Here is a 19,959-nt window from a genome sequence, read left to right as displayed (position 1 = left end):
TGGCTTTGGACTGGCCCCATAGCTCAGCTGGATAGAGCGAGCGCCTTCTAAGCGCTAGGTCGCAGGTTCGAGCCCTGCTGGGGTCGCCATCCCGCCGGACGGTTCGGCCATTTGCCAGAGCATCGTGCGGAGCGGCGGTCTTCCTTCCTCGTCACGAACCGGCGGGACCGGTGGAGGTTAGCATGGCCGCCTTATCCGAAGCACCAGCCGCCGTTCGTGGGCCGGGCCGTATGCTCGATCGGCTGGCGGGTTCCAACCTGCTGGCGCTTGCAACGCTCCTGCTGATAGCCATCCTGGCGCTGGCCCCCGGCTTCACCGGCTTGCCGCCCATGGATCGGGACGAGCCGCGCTTCGCCCAGGCCTCCAAGCAGATGCTGGAGAGCGGCGATTTCGTCAATATCCGCTTCCAAGAGGAGGCCCGGCTCAAGAAGCCGGTCGGCATTTACTGGCTCCAGACGGCTGCCGTCAGTCTCGGGGAGAGCCTTGGGGTTCCTGAAGCGCGCACCACGATCTGGCTCTATCGCATTCCCTCGCTGATCGCCGCGATCGGTGCGGTGCTGCTGACCTGGTGGACCGCCATTCCGCTCGTGGGCCGCCGTGCAGCCCTGCTGGCGGGCCTGATGATGGCCGGTTGCCTGCTGCTTGGCGTCGAAGCGCGCCTGGCGAAGACGGATGCGACCCAGCTTCTGACGGTGATGGCGATGGTGGGCGTGCTCGCCCGCTTTTTCATGGCCTCCCAGCGTGGTGAACCCTTGCCGGCGGGCCTGGGCCTGCCGGCTGTGTTCTGGCTCGGCATGGCGGCATCCATTCTGATCAAGGGGCCGATCGGCGCCCTTCTGGTCGGCCTGACCATTGCCGCTACGGTGGCTGCCACGCGTGACTGGCGCTGGCTCGGACAACTGCGCTGGCTTTGGGGGATCCTGTTCACCCTGGTTCTGGTATCCCCCTGGTTCATCGCCATCATGATCCAGACCAAGGGCGCCTTCCTGCAGGAATCTGTCGGCAAGGACATGCTGAACAAGGTGGCTGGCGCCCAGGAATCGCATGGCGGCTGGCCGGGCACCTATCTCGCCGTCTTCTGGGGAACGTTCTGGCCCTTCGCGCCGCTGGCCGCGCTGGCCGGGCCATGGGCCTGGCGGCAGCGCCGAACCGCGTCGGTGATTTTCCTGCTCGCCTGGCTGGTGCCTTTCTGGCTCGTCTTCGAGTTCTTCCCCACCAAGCTGCCGCATTACGTCCTGCCGGTCTATCCGGCGATCGCCATCCTGATCGCCGCCGCTGTTTGCGACGACGGGCTCTCCCGAAGCCTGTGGGCCCGCATCGTGGCGGGCCTCATCCCCTTGCTGGCCTTGGTGCTCGCCGTCGTCGCGATCGGCGCAGTGTGGTTCTATCAGAGGGAAATCGCCTGGCTGACGCTGCCCTTCGCCGTCGTGGCCGTGGCGACGGCATGGCTGGCCTGGCAGCGGCTGGGTGAGGATAAGGGCGTCGAGGCCATTCTGGCCTGCCTCGCCACCAGCCTGTTGCTCTATTGGGGCATCTATGCCGGCGCCATTCCCAAGCTACAGGCCATGGCCATCAGTCCGCGCCTGGCTGCGGCGGCGCAGACGACGCAATGCCCGCATGTCGCAGCCGCGAGCGTCGGTTTTCGGGAGCCCAGCCTGGTCTTCCTGGCCGGGACGGATCTGGATATGCCCAGCGCGGAAGGCGCGGCGGATTTCCTGGGACAGGGCACCTGCCGCGCTGCTTTCGTCGACAAGCGCTTCGAGCCGGCTTTTCTGGCCCGCCTCGCCGCGAATGGCACCAAGGCCGACCTGGTTTCCAGGGTTGCGGGGATCAACATCAACGGCGGCAAGAAGCTGGATATCGGCGTCTATCGCAGTCCATGACGTTGCCCTAGGCTTCGCCCCTGTCGGGCTTGAAGGCGATGCCCTTTTGCACGGCCGTCCTGCCGAATTTCGCGCGGACGGCGTCGATGGCATCCTCGGTTGCGACCAGCCGTTTGGCATGGGGATCGGCGAGATCGCCGTGATCGGCATCGGCCATGTCGGTGAGGCCGGTGACGCCGATGCCGATCAGGCGATATTGGGTACCGTCGGTCTCCTTCGACAACAGCTTCTTGCCGGTTTCGAAGATGCGCGTCGCCAGGCGTGTCGGTTCATGCAGGCTCTGGGCGCGGGTGCGGATACGAAAGTCGGCCGATTTCAGCTTCAGCGTCACGGTCGAGCCGGCGATGGCGGATTTCTTCAGGCGCGAAGAAACCTTTTCCGACAGACGCCAGAGAATCGGAAGCAGGGCTTCGCCGCTGGCCAGATCATGTTCGAAGGTCGTTTCGGCCGAGACGGATTTGCGGTCGCCCTCCGGATCGACCTTGCGGGTATCGCGGCCGAAGGCGAGGCGGGCAAGCCGCTGGCCTTCGACGCCGTAGCGCCGCATCAGGGTCAGCTCTCCGGCTTTCTGCAGATCGGCGATGGTGCGAAGCCCGTCCTTTTCGTAGCGAGCCGCGCCGGCCTTGCCGACGCCCCAGATGAAGGAGATCGGGCGCGGGGCGAGAAAATCCGGCGCCTCCTCCGGCGAGAGCACGGCAAAGCCGCGGGGTTTTTCCAGATCCGAAGCCGTCTTGGCCAGGAATTTGTTGGCAGAGAGCCCGATGGATACGGTGATCCTCAGCTCCTTCTCCACCTGGTTGGCAAAGCGCAGCAATGTGCGCGCAGGGCTGGCATGGTGCAGGCGGTCGGTGCCGCTGAGGTCGAGGAAGGCCTCGTCGATCGAAAGCGGTTCGACCAGCGGCGTGAGAGCCAGCATCATGTCGCGAACCTGTCGGCCGACCTCGACATATTTCTCCATATTGGGCCTGACGACCACCGCATCCGGGCAGAGCTTCAATGCCTGGAACATCGGCATGGCGGATCTGACGCCGAAGGTGCGGGCGATGTAGCAGGCGGTCGAGACCACGCCGCGCTTGGCACCGCCGACGATCACCGGCCTGTCGGCCAGGGACGGATCGTCGCGCTTCTCGATCGTGGCGTAGAAGGCGTCGCAGTCGACATGGGCGATGGCGAGGCGCTCGAGCTGCGCATGCCTGATGATGCGAGGCGAGCGGCAGGCAGGGCAGCGATCCGCCTCGCCGGCCTCGCCAAGACAATCCCGGCAGAGCGCGCTCATCAGTCCCAACGAATGCCGAGCTGGAACGCCGCCCGTTGCAAGTCCTCGGGCGAGAGGCCATTTTCCGTTGCAAAGCTTGCCGCACTCTCTTCATCGGAGAGAACGTGCTGCAATACCGAGGCGAAAAATCCAGGCTTGGCAGCGGCGCTGCGAATTTCGTCGGGCGACAGGCCGGTCGCCATGAAGAAACCATTGAGTCGATCTTCATCGGCGGCAATGAAGCCGAGAGCCGCCGTCGCGATTTCTTCGGCGCGTTGCTTTTGGGCTGCCTGCCCGGCGGTCTGCCTGAACATTCGATTTCCCGTTTGGTAAGGACTGACTGCTAACAACGTGCTTATAGGCGGGCGTGGTTGAAAACAGATTCGCAGCCCCGATATCCGCGGTTCATTCTAGAGCAAAGTGCGTTTTGCTGAAAACGCTTCCTTGTTCTAACTCTTTGTATTGATGCGTCTTTGCGATTCCTGGATGTTTGCCAGATCGCAAGATGCTTTGGCGCAGACGAGGGTCTCCATGGCCAAGAAAGTCCTGATCGTGGAAGATAACGAGCTCAACATGAAGCTCTTCCATGATCTGTTGGAAGCCAATGGCTACGACATCGTGGAAACCCGCAGCGGTATCAATGTGATGAACCTGGCGCGGGAGCATCGTCCCGACCTCATCCTGATGGATATCCAGCTGCCGGAGGTTTCCGGCCTGGAGGTGACGCGCTGGCTCAAGGACGACGACGAGCTGAGGTCGATCCCGGTGGTCGCCATCACCGCTTTCGCCATGAAGGGCGACGAGGAACGCATCCGCCAGGGGGGATGCGAGGCCTATCTGTCGAAGCCGATCTCCGTGGCGAAGTTCCTGGAAACGGTGCGGGGCTTCCTGGGAGAGTAGGCGGCCGATCTGGAGATCGACCCACTATCATCGCGCTCCGTTAAGTCAATCGTGGCTGAGGCGCGGGCGCGGCAGATATTGAGACGCTTCCCTGGCGATGAAGTCCAGAGCCTCCTGGGCCGGGGGCAGCAGCACCTTGTCGACCCGGCGCATCACGAACCATTGTCGCGTCACGGGCAGGCCTGCAACGTCCAGCGTCACCAGGCGGCCGTCCTCCAATTCCGTCGCAACGGTATGGGCGGAGAGAAAGGCGATGCCGAGATCGGCGATCACGCTCTGTTTGATCGTTTCGTTCGAGTCGAATTCCATGCCGATATGGGGGGCCAGTTCCGTCTGCTCGAACAGGCGTTCCATCAGCATGCGGGTGCCCGAGCCCGGCTCGCGCGTGAGGAAGGTCTCATGCGACAAATCGACTGCGGCGAGGCCTCTCTCTTTTGCCAGCCAGTGATTGCGCGATGCGATGATGACATGCGGGTTCTGGCCGATCAGGTGTTTCTCGACCTCGATGTCGGGAGGAGGGCGGCCGGTGATGGCGACGTCGAGCTTGTAGTCGCGCAAGGCCTGCATGATTTCAGCGCGATTGCCGATCGACAGTCTCACCTCGATCCGAGGATGGGCGCGCGAGAAAGCCGCAATGATGAAGGGCACGAAATATTTGGCCGTGCTGACGGCCCCGATCGAGACACGCCCGGCGGTCTTGCCCGAAATGATGCCCAACGTGGCTTCGCAATCGGCAATGGCCGCCTCGATGCGGCCGTGCAATTGCAGCATCTCGATGCCGGCGTCGGTGAGGATCATCCCGTCGCCCGTTCGCTGCAACAAAGGCAGATCGGCAAGGTCTTGCAGATTGCGCAACTGCAACGTCACCGCGGGCTGGGTGAGATGCAGGTGCTTGGCGGCCGATGTCACCGAGCCGCTCGAGGCGATTGCGGCCAGGGCGCGCAGTTGCCGACGGGTGATGTCTCGCAGCCGGACAGCCATATAAGGAAAACTTTAGCAAAGGCGAAGAAAACAAAATTTCTATTATTTTCCATTTTGGGTCAAGGTCTTCGAAGAATCGGAAAAATAACGATGCCCCGAGCCGGGCATCATCCGGGGGAAATGCCGATGACCGACAAGCCGTCTCTGGACGCCTATCTCACCCGCCAGGCTGGCAGTGACATGCTCAGGGTCGCGGTGGCCGAAGTCGTCGCCAGCCTCGCCGCGACGGCTATTCATGTGTCGGAAGCGGTGTCGCTCGGCAACCTCGCCGACATCGTCGAGGAGACGCGCGGCTATGCTGTCGGAGGAGACGAACAAAAGGAGGTGGATGTCTGGGCCGACCGCCAGTTCCGGGAAGCGCTGAAAGCTTGCCCGATCGCTGCCTTCGCGTCGGAGGAGGCCGACGAGCTGGAAATCTGGGATGCGAGCCAGCCCCTATGCGTCGCCATCGATCCGGTGGACGGCTCCGGCAATCTCGAGCTCAATATGCCGGCCGGTACGATCTTTTCCATCATGCCCACACCCGATGAGTTCGTGCGGGCTTCGGCGGCCGATCGCACGCTGATCTGGCCGGCCGGCACCAGCCAGCTCGCCGCGGGCTTTGTCATTTATGGTCCGCAGACGACTGTGGTGCTCTCGCTCGGCGAGAGCGTGGATATTTTCACCCTCGACCGCCGCAGAGGCCAGTTCCGGCTGAGCCGGCCCAATGTGCGCCTGCCTGACCGGGACCAGCCGGAATATTCCATCAATGCCTCCAACTACCGGCATTGGGAGGAGCCGGTGCGGGCCTTCATCGACGAATGCCAGGCTGGGGCGGATGGCCCCTCGGGGCGGGATCACAACATGCGCTGGCACGGTGCGCTGGTGGCCGACACGTTCCACGCGCTTACCCGCGGCGGCATCTATCTCTATCCCGCCGATGCCAGGATCGGCTACGGGCAGGGGCGGCTGCGGCTCATCTATGAAGCCTATCCCATGGCTTTCCTGATGGAGAGGGCAGGCGGGGCAGGCTCCAACGGCCGGATCCGCATTCTCGATATCCGGGCGACGTCTCTGCATCAGCGCGTACCGCTGATTCTCGGGGCCTCGAACAAGGTCGCCCATTTGGAAAGGCTGCATAACAGGCCGGGCCTGTGGCCGCCGACTTCGGCGCCGTTGTTCGCCAATCGCGGCCTCTTCCGCGTATGAGCCGGGGAATGCCATGTCGATCAAGCATCCGATCATTTCCATTACCGGCTCGTCCGGTGCCGGCACGACCTCGGTCAAACGCACCTTCGAGCAGATCTTCCGCCGGGAGAACATCGAGGCTGCCTATGTCGAGGGCGATTCCTTTCACCGCTACGACAGGGCCGAGATGCGCAGTCGCATGGCCGAGGAGGCGGCCAGGGGCAACAAGCATTTCAGCCATTTCAGCCCGGAGACCAATTTGTTCGCCGAACTGGAGGCGCTGTTCCGCGACTATGGCAATCACGGAACCGGCACCACACGCCACTATGTCCATGACGACGAGGAGGAGATTCTCTACGGCGCACCGCCCGGCACCTTCACGCCCTGGAAGCCGCTGCCGCCCGGCACCGATCTGCTCTTCTATGAAGGGCTGCACGGGGCGGTGGTGACCGACGAGGTCGACGTCGCCAAATATGCCGATCTCAAGATCGGTGTCGTACCGGTGATCAATCTCGAATGGATCCAGAAGCTGCACCGCGATCGCAGCACGCGGGGCTATTCGACCGAAGCGGTGACCGACACCATCCTGCGGCGCATGCCTGACTACGTGAATTATATCTGCCCTCAATTCACCCACACCGACATCAATTTCCAGCGCGTGCCGACCGTGGATACCTCCAATCCCTTCATCGCGCGCTGGATCCCGACGCCGGATGAATCGATGGTGGTGATCCGTTTTCAGACACCGCGGGGGATCGATTTTCCCTATTTGCTGTCGATGATCCCCAACAGTTTCATGTCGCGGGCCAACTCCATCGTCATCCATGGCTCCAAGCTTGATTTGGCCATGCAACTGATCCTGACGCCGCTGATCCTGCAACTGGTCGACCGCAAGAAACGCGCCGCTTAGCCGTTCGTACGCGAGCTTTTTGTCATCCCCGGCCAAGCCACTCGCGAGAGAGCGAGGGGAAGGGGATCCAGGGGCCGACTAGCAGACACAGAGCCTTTCCGTGAACCGCCACCGTCTGCCCTGGGCAGCGGAATGGGAGGACATGCCCGTGAATATCTCGACACCATCAGCCACTTTCGAGACCTCGGTGCCGCATCGCGACATGGCGAATGCCCTGCGCTTCCTGGCCATCGATGCCGTGGAGAAGGCCAAGTCCGGCCATCCCGGCATGCCCATGGGCATGGCCGATGTCGCCACCGTGCTGTTCTCCCGTTTCCTGAAGTTCGACCCATCGGCTCCCGCCTGGCCCGATCGGGACCGCTTCGTGCTCTCGGCAGGGCATGGCTCGATGCTGCTCTATGGTCTCCTGCATCTCACCGGCTACCCCGAACTCACGCTGGAAGAGTTGAAGTCCTTCCGGCAATGGGGCTCCAGGACGCCGGGTCATCCCGAATTTGGTCACACGCAGGGCGTGGAGACCACGACCGGACCGCTCGGGCAGGGATTGGCGACGGCCGTCGGCATGGCGCTGGCCGAACGCCTCGCCAATGCCCGCTTCGGGGACGATCTGGTCGATCACCACACCTATGTCATTGCCGGCGATGGCTGCCTGATGGAGGGGATCAGCCATGAGGCAATCTCGCTGGCCGGTCATCTCAGACTCGGCAAGCTGATCGTACTGTTCGACGACAACGAGATCTCGATCGACGGGGCTACCTCGCTCTCCTGTTCGGACGACCAGCTCGCCCGCTTTGCGGCATCCGGCTGGTCGACGCGCCGGGTCGACGGCCATGACCGCCAGGCGGTGGCGAAGGCGATCGCGGAGGAACGGGCGACGGAGCGGCCTTCGCTCATCGCCTGCCGGACTATCATCGGCTTCGGCGCGCCCAATCGGCAGGGCACCGAAAAGGTGCATGGTGCTCCGCTCGGTGCCGAGGAGACCCAGGCAGCGCGAGAAGTCCTCGACTGGCCGCACGAGCCTTTCGAGATTCCGTCGGAAATCCGCGAGGCGTGGCTGGCCGTGGGAGCCCGCGGCAAGGCCGAGCACGAGGCCTGGCAGCAGAGGCTGCACGATACTGGTGAGCCCGAGAGGCGTGCGTTCGACGATGCTCTCAACGGCCGGGCGAGTGCCGAGCTCAAGCGCGCCTTGGCCGAAATCCGCCAGCGTTTTGCCAGCGATACCCCGCACATCGCCACGCGGCAGGCTTCCCAGCGCGTCATCGATGCGATCGTCGCCGCCCAGCCCAATCTCCTGGGCGGCTCGGCCGACCTCACCCATTCCAACCTGACCCAGGCAAAGGGGCTGCAGCCGGTCCAGGCCGACGATTTCTCCGGCGGCTACATCCATTACGGCGTGCGCGAGCATGGCATGGCCGCAGCCATGAACGGCATCGCCCTGCACGGCGGCTTCATCCCTTTCGGCGGCACCTTCCTGGCCTTTGCCGATTACTCGCGGCCGGCGATCCGGCTGGCGGCTCTGATGGGAGTGCGCGTGATCCATGTGATGACGCATGATTCCATCGGTCTCGGCGAGGATGGCCCGACCCACCAGCCCGTGGAGCATCTGGCAGCGCTTCGCGTCATTCCCAATCTCCTGGTGTTCCGGCCGGCGGACGCTGTCGAGACCGCCGAAGCATGGGAGTGCGCCCTTGCGGCCGAGAAGCAACCCTCCGTCATCTGCCTGTCGCGCCAGGCCCTGCCGACGCTGCGTTCCGACTGCGGCGTGAACGGGGCCGCGCTCGGCGCCTATGTGCTGGTCGAACCGCCGGGCCCGCGGGAGGTCACCCTTGTCGCCACCGGCTCGGAGGTTTCGGTCGCCGTGGAGGCGGCTGAACTCCTGGCGAAGGAGGGCGTCGGTGCCGCCGTGGTGTCGGCTCCCTGTTTCGAGCTGTTCCGCCGGCAGGGGCCGGTCTACCGCCAGGCGGTATTGGGAACCGCGCCGCGTATCGGCGTGGAGGCGGCGGTCGAGGCGGGTTGGTCCCGCCTGCTCGGGGAGGACGGGGTCTTCATCGGCATGACGGGCTTCGGCGCCTCGGCGCCGGCCGGCGATCTCTACCGGGAGTTCGGCATCACGCCTGCCGCCGTCGCCGAAGTCGCGCGCCGGCTCTTGTCCGGGCGAGCCGAATGAGAGCGGGCGCCATTTCCTGAAAACCAAGGAGGACGAGATGAATGTGAACACACAAACCGTCCGCGGCAAAGATCGCTACCGGTCCGGCGTGATGGAATACAAGAAGATGGGCTATTGGGAGCCCGACTACGAACCCAGGGATACCGACGTCATCGCGCTGTTTCGCGTGACGCCCCAGGACGGCGTCGACCCGATCGAAGCCTCGGCAGCCGTGGCGGGCGAATCCTCCACCGCCACCTGGACGGTGGTGTGGACGGACAGGCTGACAGCGGCGGAAAAGTATCGGGCCAAATGCTACCGGGTCGACCCGGTGCCGAACGCGCCCGGGCAATACTTCGCCTACATCGCCTATGACCTCGATTTGTTCGAGCCGGGTTCGATCGCCAATCTCTCGGCTTCGATCATCGGCAATGTCTTCGGCTTCAAGCCGCTGAAGGCGCTGCGCCTGGAGGACATGCGCTTTCCCGTCGCCTATGTGAAGACGTTCCAGGGGCCCGCCACCGGCATCGTGGTGGAGCGCGAGCGGCTTGACAAGTTCGGCCGTCCGCTGCTCGGGGCCACGGTGAAGCCCAAGCTCGGCCTGTCCGGCCGCAACTATGGCCGCGTCGTCTACGAGGCGCTGAAGGGCGGGCTCGATTTCACCAAGGACGACGAGAACATCAACTCGCAGCCCTTCATGCATTGGCGCGAGCGCTTCCTCTATTGCATGGAGGCCGTGAACAAGGCGCAGGCCGCGTCCGGCGAGATCAAGGGGACCTATCTCAACGTCACGGCCGGCACGATGGAGCAGATGTATGAACGTGCCGACTTTGCCCGGGAGATCGGCTCCAACATCGTGATGATCGATCTGGTGATCGGCTATACCGCGATCCAGTCGATGGCGGCCTGGGCACACCGCAACGACATGATCCTGCATCTGCACCGGGCCGGCCACAGCACCTATACGCGCCAGAAGAGCCACGGCGTGTCGTTCCGGGTCATCGCCAAATGGATGCGGCTGGCCGGTGTCGACCACATCCATGCCGGCACCGTGGTCGGCAAGCTGGAAGGGGATCCCAACACCACGCGCGGCTATTACGACATCTGCCGCGAGGACTTCAATCCGACCAACCTCGAGCATGGCGTCTTCTTCGACCAGCATTGGGCCAGCCTCAACAAGCTGATGCCGGTAGCCTCCGGCGGCATCCATGCCGGCCAGATGCACCAGCTTCTGCACTTGCTGGGCGAGGACGTGGTGCTGCAATTCGGCGGCGGCACCATCGGCCATCCGCAGGGGATCGCCGCCGGCGCCACGGCCAACCGCGTGGCGCTGGAAGCCATGATCCTCGCCCGCAACGAGGGGCGCGACTACCTGAATGGGGGCCCGGAAATCCTGGCCAAGGCGGCCAACAGCTGCACCCCGCTCAAGCAGGCACTCGAGGTGTGGAAGGACGTCACCTTCAACTACGAATCCACGGACACGCCGGACTTCGTGCCCAGCGTCGCCGTCACCGCCTGAAAGGAGATCGTTACCCATTCCAAGCACTCGATACCCTCCCCTCGATGGGGAGGGTCGGCCTGAAAGGCCGGGGTGGGGTGGGAACCATGACGGTTGAGAAGGTCACCCCACCCCGACGCTGCGCGTCGACCCTCCCCATCGAGGGGAGGGTAAAGGGCAAGTCATCACAAGAGGAGAAAGACAATGCGTATCACACAAGGGTGTTTTTCCTTCCTGCCCGATCTCACCGACGAGCAGATCAGCCGGCAGGTGCAGTACTGCCTGGAGAAGGGCTGGGCCGTAAACATCGAGTTCACCGACGACCCCCATCCCCGCAACACCTATTGGGAGATGTGGGGGCTGCCGATGTTCGACCTGCGCGATGCGGCGGGGGTGATGATGGAACTCGCCGAATGCCGGCGCGTCTATGGCGATCGCTATATCCGCATCTCCGGCTTCGATTCCAGCCATGGCTGGGAGTCGCTGCGCATCTCCTTCATCGTCAATCGCCCGAAGGACGAGCCCGGGTTCCGCCTCGAACGCCAGGAAAGCGTGGGACGCAACATCCGCTACGCTACCCACAGCTATGCCGCGGACCGGCCGGAAGGCCAGCGTTACGGAACTTAGGATTTGTCGGAAAATAAGCGGATCGAATTGGCTCGACCTTTGTCATTGCCGGGCTCGAACCGGCAATCCAGCCGCCCCCCAGGCTCCAAGGCCGATGGATGCCCGGGTCAGGCCCGGGCATGACAAAGGCGCGCTTCGGTTATTTCCCGACGCTTCCTAAGCGCTCACTGGCGTTACGGCTGAGGTGTCCCAGTCCGGTTGGTGACGGCAGTTCCTCCCGTCCCTGACGACCAACCGGACAACTTGCTCCGCCGCCGGCCGGGCGGCGGAGCCTTTCGCGAGGACCACGATGCTCGATGCAAACACTGTTAAAGAGGCCGGCGAGGCGGGGACACCGGTAGCGCAGGCCATCGACCTCAGGCAGGAATTCGAGGCGGTCGGCATTGCCGATGTCTTCGCCCAGCTCGACCGTGAACTGGTCGGTCTCAAGCCGGTGAAGACGCGCATCCGTGAGATCGCCTCGCTCCTCATGGTCGAGCGCATCCGGCAGAAGATCGGGCTGGCGAACGATCCGCCGACCCTTCACATGTCCTTCACCGGCAACCCCGGTACCGGCAAGACCACGGTGGCCCTGCGCATGGCCGACATCCTGCATCGCCTCGGCTTCGTCAGGCGCGGACATCTGGTGTCGGTGACGCGGGACGATCTCGTCGGGCAATATATCGGCCACACCGCGCCGAAGACCAAGGAGATCCTCAGAAAGGCGATGGGCGGCGTATTGTTCATCGACGAGGCCTATTATCTCTACCGTCCCGAGAACGAGCGCGACTATGGCCAGGAATCCATCGAGATCCTGCTGCAGGTGATGGAGACGCAGCGCGACGACCTGGTGGTGATACTGGCCGGTTACGAAGATCGCATGCAGAAGTTCTTCGCCAGCAATCCCGGTTTCCGCTCGCGGGTCGCCCATCACATCGATTTTCCCGATTATGAGGACGCCGAACTGCTGTCGATTGCCGAGCTGATGCTGGAGGAGCGCAATTACCGCTTCGATGCCGAGGCGCGGGCGGCGTTCATCCGCTATATCGAGCTGCGCAAGACCCAGCCCCTGTTTTCCAATGCCCGCTCCATCCGCAACGCTCTCGACCGTATCCGCCTGCGCCAGGCAAGCCGGTTGGTCGGTGACCTCGACCGGCGACTGACGGCGGATGACATCATGACCATCGAGGCGGCCGATGTGCTGGCGAGCCGCGTCTTTGCCAAGGGCGCGCAGCCCGATGGCGGGAAGGCCTGACCAGGAGCGTGGAAGGCGGTGTGTTGGCGGGTGCCGCTTGGATCGTTCCGGACGGCGTCAGTCGAAAATGGTCTCGATTTCGGGCCGTTTCGGCGTGGTGACGAATGCGGCTTGCAGGAGGAGCACGATCACGCCGAGCGCCGCGGAGGCGTAGGAGATGTCACGCCAGCTGTAAAACGCGGTAATGTAGCCTGCCACACCGGGGCCGGTTGCCGTGCCCAGGAAATAAACGGCAAGCAGCACGCCTATGACATCGCCTCGCCACTGCCGGCGTGCATTGTCGGTAGCAAAAGCGAGACTGACGGAAAGGAGGCAGCCCGTCGCTGCTCCCTGAAGCAGGCGTCCGATGGCCCAGACGGAAAAATCGGGGGCAATTCCCCCAAAGACTGCGCCGATGATGAAGACGGCGGTGGCGACCAGCAGCAGCGGCTTGTCGCCGAGCACCGCGCGCAGGCGCGCGCCAAGTGCGAGCAATACGATAAGAGCCAGGAAAACGCCGGAGGTGACGGCGCCTATGAGTGCGTAGGAGAGCGCGAACTCCTGAAAAACGGCCGAGAGGCTGATCGACGCGGCTCCGGAACCGAAGCCGATGACCAGAAGGGTGCAGCCCAGGATGAAGAACTGCAGGCCGCGCGAGGGCCCTCGGGTTTCGCCGGACATCGACATCTGCAGCCCCCCAACGCATCTTCCAAAAACAAAAGGGCGCCCGAAAGGCGCCCTTGATTCCGATCCGGAAACCGATCTTACTTGATCTTGGTTTCCTTGAACTCGACGTGCTTGCGCGCGACGGGGTCATACTTCTTCATCGCGAGCTTTTCGGTCTTGGTGCGGGTGTTCTTCTTGGTGACATAGAAGTAGCCCGTGTCTGCCGTCGAAAGCAGCTTGATCTTGATGGTTGCGGCCTTGGCCATGGTGATGCTCCGAATATTGCTACCGGACCGTATCGGCTAAGGCAGCAAAGCCGCGCAATGGCGCGGCCCTTTTGAATCTTGGCGCACACTACTCATGGAAGCGCTGAAGTCAACCAAAAGAAGAGCGTCCTGGCGGGAATTGTGCGCTCATGCCGGCCATTCCGACTCTTTTAGATCTCCTCCCGGCTCCGCACGCCCCGCTGCTCGCGATAGAAGGGCACGGGAACATCCTTCTCCAGGCCAATTTCCAGTCTCTTGGCCACTTCCTCGAGGATGGTGCGGGTGATCCAGACCAGATCTTGCGCCCGGGCCTCGTCGAAGGAGAGCCATTTCGTTTCGATCAGTTCCGAGTCGGGACCGACGACCCCGTCGGTCTGGTGTGCGATGGAACGCGCATCGGCCACGAAGAAGCGGGTGTCGAATCGGCGCTTCATGGCGGGAGGCGTGATGGCTCTGGCGACGAAATGCAGGCCTTCGGGCGATGGAAAGACCTCGTGCTCGGCGAAGGCCCGCCAATGAGGGCTACTGGTCGGCGGAGCCCCGAGCCCGGTCTCGCCGAGCAGGATGCCGGTTTCCTCGAAGGTTTCCCGGATCGCGCACAGGGCCAGCGCCCTGGCCTTGGCCGGAGAGGGCCTGATGACGCGCGTAAGCAAGCTGCGTTCTGTATGGGCGGCCAGCGCGCCATAGGCGCTCATGCTGCGATCGGCCGCCTCGACACGCCCGCCGGGAAACACCATCACGCCGGGCATGAAGGCATGGCCGGAATGCCGTCTGCCCATCAGGATGCGCGGCGTCTTGCCGGCGCGGTCGAGCAGGATCAACGACGCGGAGTCGCGGGGGCGTACGGGGCGGGGTTTCAGTTGCGAGACGGGTATGTCGGTCATGGCTCAGTAAGGAGAAAACGAGTCGGGATCGGCCTTGCCGGAGAAGCCATGCATGCGGTTTGCCCATTGCAGCCCGATGATGGCGCCCTTGATCATCGGAAGCAGGACCAGCGACAATACCACCGTGAGCGTTCCAAAAATCACGCCGAGCGACCAGAGCGGCATCTCCGTCTCGATCACGCAGGTGAGGATGCCGGCGACTACGACATGGCCGACGATCAGCATGGTGAAATAGGGTGGAGCGTCGTCGGCGCGATGATGCGACAGATCCTCTCCGCAGACACTGCAGCGGGGAGCGACCTTGAGGTAGGAGGTGAAGATCTTGCCCTTGCCGCAATTGGGGCAGCGCCCGAAGGCACCCCGCCGCATGGCGAGCGCCGCATCGCGCTGCTCGGGCCGATATTTTTTCATCGCCGACTTCCCTTCCCGGCGCGCTTGCCTTTGAGCGCCTTGGCCTTGCGCTTGGCTGCATTGCCCTTGCGATCGGTGATGCGCGGCCGCTTGACCACGCCGACCTTCCGCCCGGGCGCCCGCCGCCTCTGACCGTCCGAGACGATCTCGAAGCGCAACGCACCGGCGAACGGCGCCGCCTCCACCAGCTTCACCGATACCGTATCGCCGAGCTGGAAGGATTCACCTGTGGCTGCACCGATAAGCTGATGCGCGTTTTCTTCGAAGCGATAATAGTCGTGGCCGATCGTCGCGGCGGGTACGAAGCCGTCGGCCCCGGTTTCGAGCAGCTTGACGAACAGGCCCGACTTGATCACGCCGGAGACGCGCCCCTGGAAGATCTCGCCGACATGGTCGGCGAGGAAATGGGCGATCAGGCGGTCGATGGTCTCGCGCTCGGCCGTCATGGCGCGCCGCTCGCAGGCCGAGATACGGCCAGCAATCTCGGAGAGCATCGCAGGCGTCATCTCTGCCGGCAGGCCATCATCGCCCAGATGCAGGGCGCGGATCAGGGCGCGATGGACGATCAGGTCCGAATAGCGGCGGATGGGTGAAGTGAAATGCGCATAGCGCCGCAGATTGAGGCCGAAATGCCCGATATTCTCCGCCGAATATTCGGCCTGACTCTGCGAGCGCAGCACCACGTCATTGACGAGATGGGCGTTGTCGGTGCCCACGACCCTTTCCAGAATGGCGTTGAACTGGCTCGGACGCAGGGCCCCCTGCTTGGAAAGTGGGATGTCGAGCGTGTGGAGGAACTCGCGCAGGGCAATGATCTTCTCCATCGAGGGCTCGTCATGCACACGGTAGACCAGCGGCGTCTTCTTGGCTTCCAGCGTCTCGGCGGCCGCGACATTGGCGAGGATCATGAACTCCTCGATCAGCCGGTGGGCGTCGAGACGTTCGGGAACGACCACCCGGTCGACCATGCCATTGGGCTTCAAGAGGATCTTGCGCTCCGGCAGATCGAGGTCGAGCGGCCCACGGCCCTCGCGCTCCGTCTTCAGGCAGGCATAGGCGGCCCAAAGGGGCTGGAGGACGGGAGCAAGCAGCGGGCCCGTCACCTCATCGGGATCGCCGTTGATGGCGCGCTGGGCCTGCTGGTATGAGAGCTTGGCGGCCGAGCGCATCATCACGCGATGAAAGCTGTGACGAAGCTTGCGCCCATCAGCCGCGATGACCATGCGCACGGCGAGCGCTGGCCTGTCCTCGTTGGCTCGCAGCGAGCACAGATCGTTGGAGATGCGCTCCGGCAGCATCGGCACGACGCGATCGGGGAAATACACCGAATTGCCCCGGATCAGGGCTTCGCGGTCGAGGGGCGAGTCCGGTCTGACATAGGCCGCGACATCGGCGATCGCCACGGTGAGAATGTGTCCGCCCGGATTGGCCGGATCGGAATCCGGTTCGGCATGAACGGCATCGTCATGATCCTTGGCATCGGCCGGATCGATGGTGATCAGCGGCAGGCGCCGCCAATCCTCGCGGCCGGCCAAGGTGGTGGGCTTGGCAGCCTCGGCCTCCTCAAGCGTGTCCTTGCGGAAGACATAGGGAATGTCATGTGCATGGATGGCGATCAGGCTGATCGCCTTTTCGCTGCCGACCTTGCCGACCCGTTCGACGATGCGCGCCATGGGCGGGCCATGGCGGGCGCCGCGCAAAGGTTCGATGGCGACGAGTTCGCCGTCCTCGGCCTTGGCGGCATCCTCGGGACGGACCAGCATTTCGCGTCCGGCATTGCGTTTTTCGATCGGCACGATCTGGCCGTCGCCATTGGGAAGGCGGCGGAAGACGCCGAGAATACGCTGGCGCAGCCGCTCCAGCACCTTGATCACCCGTCCGGTCGGCTGATGATCCGAGCCGCCATCGGCCATGCGCAGGAGAACCCTTGAGCCGACGCCCGGGGCCGCGCCGCCGAAGCGCTTGGGAATGGTCACCACGATGCGCGGCGGCTTGCCATTGTCCTCGTTCCAGTCCGAAGGGATGGCGACGAGCTCACCGTCGCGGTCGCGGCCGGTGATGTCGGCAACGAGGGAGGAGGGCAGGGCGCCGGGAGCATTGAAGCCCTTGCGGTTGCGCTGCACGATGCCTTCCTCGGCAAATTCGTTGAGCAGGTGTTTGAGGGCGATCTTCTCGGCGCCGCCCAGGCCGAATTCACGGGCGATCTCGCGTTTGCCGGCCCGGCCATGCGAGCGCGCGATGAAAGCGAGAATGTCTTCACGGCTGGGCAGGGCGGGTTCCAATGCCTCGGCTTGTTTGTTTTTACGAACCACAGAAATTATTCCGAATTGGCGTTGGCGGCCCGGCATGCCCGAGGAAAGCGGGCAGTGGATCCGGTAGCATCATAGACCAACGCATAGGGTATTTGTCGAAGCCAATCGTGGACATTGCGGATTTCCGCGACGTCCTGCGCGATCGGCAGCTTTGTCTGTCGAAGGAAGAGATTGTCGAAGCGCTCTGCGCGGCGATCCCAACGGATCCCACAGCGCGGCAGAGCCATGTCTGGCAAAACGCGGAACGACAGGAAACTCGACGTGCCGGGACAGACTGTCCAAAATCCTTCATACGATCCGCCGGCACAGGCGGACAGAGGGACGGTTCGACTGAACCAGACAGCTGCCATATAGGCATCGAAGAGCAGCTTGTCAACAGAAATGCTGCGATGCAGCATTTCTGTTGGGAGGGACCATGATGTACCGATCTCCAGATCGGCATTCTTAAAGACAATCCCTATTGCCGAAGAAGATGCCGACGGGGATCGGCACACCAGTGCTGCGTGCATTGCTGCGGAATTGGCGCGTTGACCCTTCAAGGGCCGGTGCTATCGTTCCGGTTTTACTGCGGGTCCAAACTGGGAGCATGGCATGCGGGGTGGTTTGATCGGACTTTGTTTCACGTCGGCGCTCGTCGCGGCTTCGGCGGCAGTCACAACGGCTGCGGCTGAGGAGAGCGCCAAGCCCGACGACAATCTCAATGCCGTGCTCTGGGACCAGACCGCCGTCGAGGCCAGGGGCAATGCGCTGGCGGCCTTCGCTTTGGCTCGCATCCGTCTCGATCAGGCCCTGGCCGATCCGAGCTGGACGGCGGCTCCTGCCGAACAGACCGGTGATTTCAAGAATTTTCCGCCGGCCATCGTCCTCGATGTCGACGATACGCTGCTGAACACCTCGAACTACCAGGCCTGGAACGTCAAGGCGGGCACGCGCTTCACCCCGGAGACCTGGACCCAATATGTCAAGGCGCAGATCGATACGCCGATCGCCGGCGCCGTGGAATTCACCCAATATGCCGCTTCCAAGGGCGTGAAGGTCTTCTATGTCACCAACCGCACCAAGGAAGAGGAAGAGCCGACCGTGCAGTTGATGACCAAGCTGGGCTTCCCGACCGGCGGCAATGTCGACACCTTCCTTAGCGCCAAGGAACAGCCGGACTGGAAGTCGGCCAAGGGAACGCGGCGGGCGGTGATTGCCAAGGATTATCGCATCCTGCTGCTGGTCGGCGATAATTTCGGCGATTTCACCGACGCCTATAAGGGCACGCCCGAGGAGCGCGAGAAGGTGTTCGCCGAAAATGCTGCGCGCTGGGGCCATGATTGGATGGTGATCGCCAACCCGACCTATGGCTCCTTCGAATCGGCTCCCTACAAGGGCGACTACAAGCTTTCCGTCGAGGAGCAGCGCAAACTCAAGCTCGAGGCGCTGAAGAGCTGGGATGGCAAATGAGGTCTCCAGACCGGACGGCACCAGGCCGCTGACGGTCTGGTACAATACCAAATGTCCGGTGTGTGACGCCGGCATCCGTCATCAGAAGAGCCGTTTGATCGAAGCGGTCAAGGCCGGGCGCATCGAGTTCCTCGACATCAATCTGGAACCGGACGCCCTCGCGCACTTCGGCGCCGGCCTCGACGATGTCAGGCGCCGCCTGCATGCAACAGACGAGGACGGCCGTTTGCTGGTCGGCGCCGATGTCGCCCTGGCCGTCTGGCGGCGCACCCCCGGCCAGGGCTGGATCGCCACTTTGCTCGGCGCTCCGGGCATCATCGTGCTGACCCGCTTTGCCTATGACCGCTTCGCCGACCTGCTCTTCGCCTGGAACAAGCGCAACGGACGATGGTAGCGGATTGATTGCTTCACGGCAGCGGCACTGGAATGGCGAGATGGCGCCGGTCGGGCTCTTCCCAGCTGTGAGGCCAATAGCTGACCAACGCCACCAGCCGCGGCTTGGCATTGGCCGGCCTGTAGACGAAGAGCGCGTTCAGGCCGTTGGATTGCGAGCAACCGCGCTTATGCCCGGCAGCCTCGTCGACATAGACGATCACATTGTCCCTGTTGTTCTCGGGCAGGGTGCGCACCAGTGAGAAGCTCTTGAGCTTGTCGCGCCCCCGAGCCGCGCAGGTCGCATCGGTGATCGTGCGGGGCAAAACGTCCACGGTGACGTCGCCGCCGGGAACCGCATCCCCGATGCTGAGATTGGTCACCTCGGCGGCCATGGTGGCATAGGCCTGATCGGGCGTCGGTGGATCGAACAGACGTGCGCCCTCATACACGACCTGCCTGGTCGGCTTCTTGTCGATGCCGAGCCGGGCCAGCAGGGGCTCGGCTTGTTGGCGCGCCTCGGCCCGAGCCGCAAGCTCGGGGCCTTCCTTGTCATGCTCGACGGCAAAGGGCGCGCCGGGCACGGTTTTGCCGGTGTCGAGATCGATCACGAAAATCGTGCTGTAAGGATGGATCGAGGCGTCACGGGTGCCGTATTCCTCGAAGGCGAAATAGCGCCCATCCTTGGAAAAGCCAATAATGTCGGGTGTTGCAGCATCACCGGCGAGGGCTGGCAAGGCAGCGAGATTGCAAGACAAAAGGGCGCTGAAGAATCTCACAGCGTGACGAACCATAGCCCACCTCCAGCTTGCTTGCCTCAGGCAAGCTAGAGTTGTTGGCGAGCAGAGGAAAGTGCCGGCCGGAACAGGATGGCGCTCCGCATGGCGAATTCCGGGTGCGCGGGCATCTTGCCCGTTCCTGGAAACGCGGCATTCGCAGAATAGGAAGAACGGGCAAGATGCCCGTGCACCCTGTGTAGTTGGAATGTGTCAGGATGGGTGCGGGCGAGAGACCGTGTG

General features: G+C 63.5%; 20 protein-coding genes and 1 tRNA gene. 11 read left to right on the top strand and 10 right to left on the bottom strand.

Annotation, left to right across the window (positions count from 1 at the left end):
* Window positions 1–12: 12 nt before the first annotated feature.
* Window positions 13–89 (top strand) — tRNA-Arg (locus C5L14_RS23860).
* A 93-nt stretch (window positions 90–182) separates the two neighbouring features.
* The gene (locus tag C5L14_RS23855) at window positions 183–1,883 is read left to right on the top strand and encodes an ArnT family glycosyltransferase (protein ID WP_105864577.1); all 1,701 of its coding nucleotides are present in this window, start codon (window positions 183–185) and stop codon (window positions 1,881–1,883) included.
* 7 nt (window positions 1,884–1,890) lie between these two features.
* Here the strand turns inward: C5L14_RS23855 and C5L14_RS23850 are convergent, their stop codons facing one another.
* Both C5L14_RS23850 and C5L14_RS23845 read right to left on the bottom strand, forming a co-directional pair.
* Window positions 1,891–3,159 (bottom strand): DNA polymerase IV, encoded by a 1,269-nt coding sequence (locus C5L14_RS23850; RefSeq protein WP_105864576.1) that lies wholly within the window; start codon window positions 3,157–3,159, stop codon window positions 1,891–1,893.
* Window positions 3,159–3,452: a DUF3572 domain-containing protein gene (locus tag C5L14_RS23845; protein WP_105864575.1), complete on the bottom strand. Its 294-nt coding sequence runs from the start codon at window positions 3,450–3,452 to the stop codon at window positions 3,159–3,161. Before C5L14_RS23845 ends, C5L14_RS23850 begins: the two co-directional genes overlap by 1 nt.
* Before the next feature lie 217 nt (window positions 3,453–3,669).
* Between C5L14_RS23845 and C5L14_RS23840 the strand changes: the two genes are divergently transcribed.
* Window positions 3,670–4,038, top strand: a complete 369-nt coding sequence (locus tag C5L14_RS23840; protein WP_105864574.1) for a response regulator — start codon at window positions 3,670–3,672, stop codon at window positions 4,036–4,038.
* A 45-nt stretch (window positions 4,039–4,083) separates the two neighbouring features.
* On the opposite strand, the gene C5L14_RS23835 is transcribed toward C5L14_RS23840, so the two are convergent.
* A complete protein-coding gene (locus C5L14_RS23835; protein ID WP_105864573.1) occupies window positions 4,084–5,019 on the bottom strand; it encodes a LysR family transcriptional regulator in 936 nt (311 codons plus the stop codon).
* A gap of 126 nt (window positions 5,020–5,145) precedes the next feature.
* On the opposite strand from C5L14_RS23835, the gene C5L14_RS23830 reads away from it, so the two are divergent.
* From C5L14_RS23830 to cbbX, 6 genes are all read left to right on the top strand, one after another.
* Entirely contained in the window at window positions 5,146–6,207 is a 1,062-nt protein-coding gene (locus tag C5L14_RS23830; protein ID WP_105864572.1) for a class 1 fructose-bisphosphatase, read from the top strand.
* A 13-nt stretch (window positions 6,208–6,220) separates the two neighbouring features.
* Window positions 6,221–7,096, top strand: a complete 876-nt coding sequence (locus C5L14_RS23825; RefSeq protein ID WP_105864571.1) for a phosphoribulokinase — start codon at window positions 6,221–6,223, stop codon at window positions 7,094–7,096.
* A 142-nt stretch (window positions 7,097–7,238) separates the two neighbouring features.
* Window positions 7,239–9,263 (top strand): transketolase, encoded by a 2,025-nt coding sequence (tkt, locus tag C5L14_RS23820; protein WP_105864570.1) that lies wholly within the window; start codon window positions 7,239–7,241, stop codon window positions 9,261–9,263.
* Between the two features lie 37 nt (window positions 9,264–9,300).
* A complete protein-coding gene (locus tag C5L14_RS23815; protein ID WP_105864569.1) occupies window positions 9,301–10,761 on the top strand; it encodes a form I ribulose bisphosphate carboxylase large subunit in 1,461 nt (486 codons plus the stop codon).
* Window positions 10,762–10,944: 183 nt separating this feature from the next.
* Complete coding sequence (locus tag C5L14_RS23810; protein WP_105864568.1) at window positions 10,945–11,367, top strand: ribulose bisphosphate carboxylase small subunit; 423 nt, start codon at window positions 10,945–10,947, stop codon at window positions 11,365–11,367.
* Window positions 11,368–11,656: 289 nt separating this feature from the next.
* Complete coding sequence (gene cbbX / locus C5L14_RS23805; RefSeq protein ID WP_105864567.1) at window positions 11,657–12,601, top strand: CbbX protein; 945 nt, start codon at window positions 11,657–11,659, stop codon at window positions 12,599–12,601.
* 57 nt (window positions 12,602–12,658) lie between these two features.
* Here the strand turns inward: cbbX and C5L14_RS23800 are convergent, their stop codons facing one another.
* The 6 genes from C5L14_RS23800 to C5L14_RS30100 all read right to left on the bottom strand — a co-directional run bounded on the left by C5L14_RS23800 (window position 12,659) and on the right by C5L14_RS30100 (window position 17,658).
* Entirely contained in the window at window positions 12,659–13,261 is a 603-nt protein-coding gene (locus tag C5L14_RS23800) for an MFS transporter (protein WP_181161312.1), read from the bottom strand.
* Between the two features lie 83 nt (window positions 13,262–13,344).
* Window positions 13,345–13,512 carry a 50S ribosomal protein L33 gene (rpmG, locus tag C5L14_RS23795; RefSeq protein ID WP_068297055.1) on the bottom strand — a complete coding sequence of 56 codons (168 nt, stop codon included), beginning with the start codon at window positions 13,510–13,512 and terminating at the stop codon, window positions 13,345–13,347.
* A 170-nt stretch (window positions 13,513–13,682) separates the two neighbouring features.
* Window positions 13,683–14,396 carry an NUDIX hydrolase gene (locus tag C5L14_RS23790; RefSeq protein ID WP_105864565.1) on the bottom strand — a complete coding sequence of 238 codons (714 nt, stop codon included), beginning with the start codon at window positions 14,394–14,396 and terminating at the stop codon, window positions 13,683–13,685.
* Window positions 14,397–14,399: 3 nt separating this feature from the next.
* Window positions 14,400–14,807, bottom strand: a complete 408-nt coding sequence (locus C5L14_RS23785) for a DUF983 domain-containing protein (RefSeq protein WP_105864564.1) — start codon at window positions 14,805–14,807, stop codon at window positions 14,400–14,402.
* A complete protein-coding gene (rnr, locus tag C5L14_RS23780; protein WP_245443535.1) occupies window positions 14,804–17,119 on the bottom strand; it encodes a ribonuclease R in 2,316 nt (771 codons plus the stop codon). The genes C5L14_RS23785 and rnr overlap by 4 nt, the downstream gene beginning before the upstream one ends.
* 5 nt (window positions 17,120–17,124) lie before the next feature.
* Window positions 17,125–17,658, bottom strand: coding sequence for a hypothetical protein (locus C5L14_RS30100; protein WP_146127011.1), 534 nt, complete (start codon window positions 17,656–17,658; stop codon window positions 17,125–17,127).
* 52 nt (window positions 17,659–17,710) lie between these two features.
* On the opposite strand from C5L14_RS30100, the gene C5L14_RS23775 reads away from it, so the two are divergent.
* Entirely contained in the window at window positions 17,711–18,568 is an 858-nt protein-coding gene (locus tag C5L14_RS23775) for a 5'-nucleotidase, lipoprotein e(P4) family (protein WP_105864562.1), read from the top strand.
* The gene (locus tag C5L14_RS23770; protein WP_105864561.1) at window positions 18,558–18,962 is read left to right on the top strand and encodes a thiol-disulfide oxidoreductase DCC family protein; all 405 of its coding nucleotides are present in this window, start codon (window positions 18,558–18,560) and stop codon (window positions 18,960–18,962) included. Before C5L14_RS23775 ends, C5L14_RS23770 begins: the two co-directional genes overlap by 11 nt.
* Window positions 18,963–18,975: 13 nt before the next feature.
* Here the strand turns inward: C5L14_RS23770 and C5L14_RS23765 are convergent, their stop codons facing one another.
* Window positions 18,976–19,734 (bottom strand): DUF2259 domain-containing protein, encoded by a 759-nt coding sequence (locus tag C5L14_RS23765; RefSeq protein WP_105864560.1) that lies wholly within the window; start codon window positions 19,732–19,734, stop codon window positions 18,976–18,978.
* Between the last annotated feature and the right edge of the window lie 225 nt (window positions 19,735–19,959).

This window comes from Labrys okinawensis (assembly GCF_002982075.1).
Classification (GTDB): Bacteria; Pseudomonadota; Alphaproteobacteria; order Rhizobiales; family Labraceae; genus Labrys; species Labrys okinawensis_A.
This window is presented reverse-complemented; position numbering and strand designations above follow the sequence as displayed.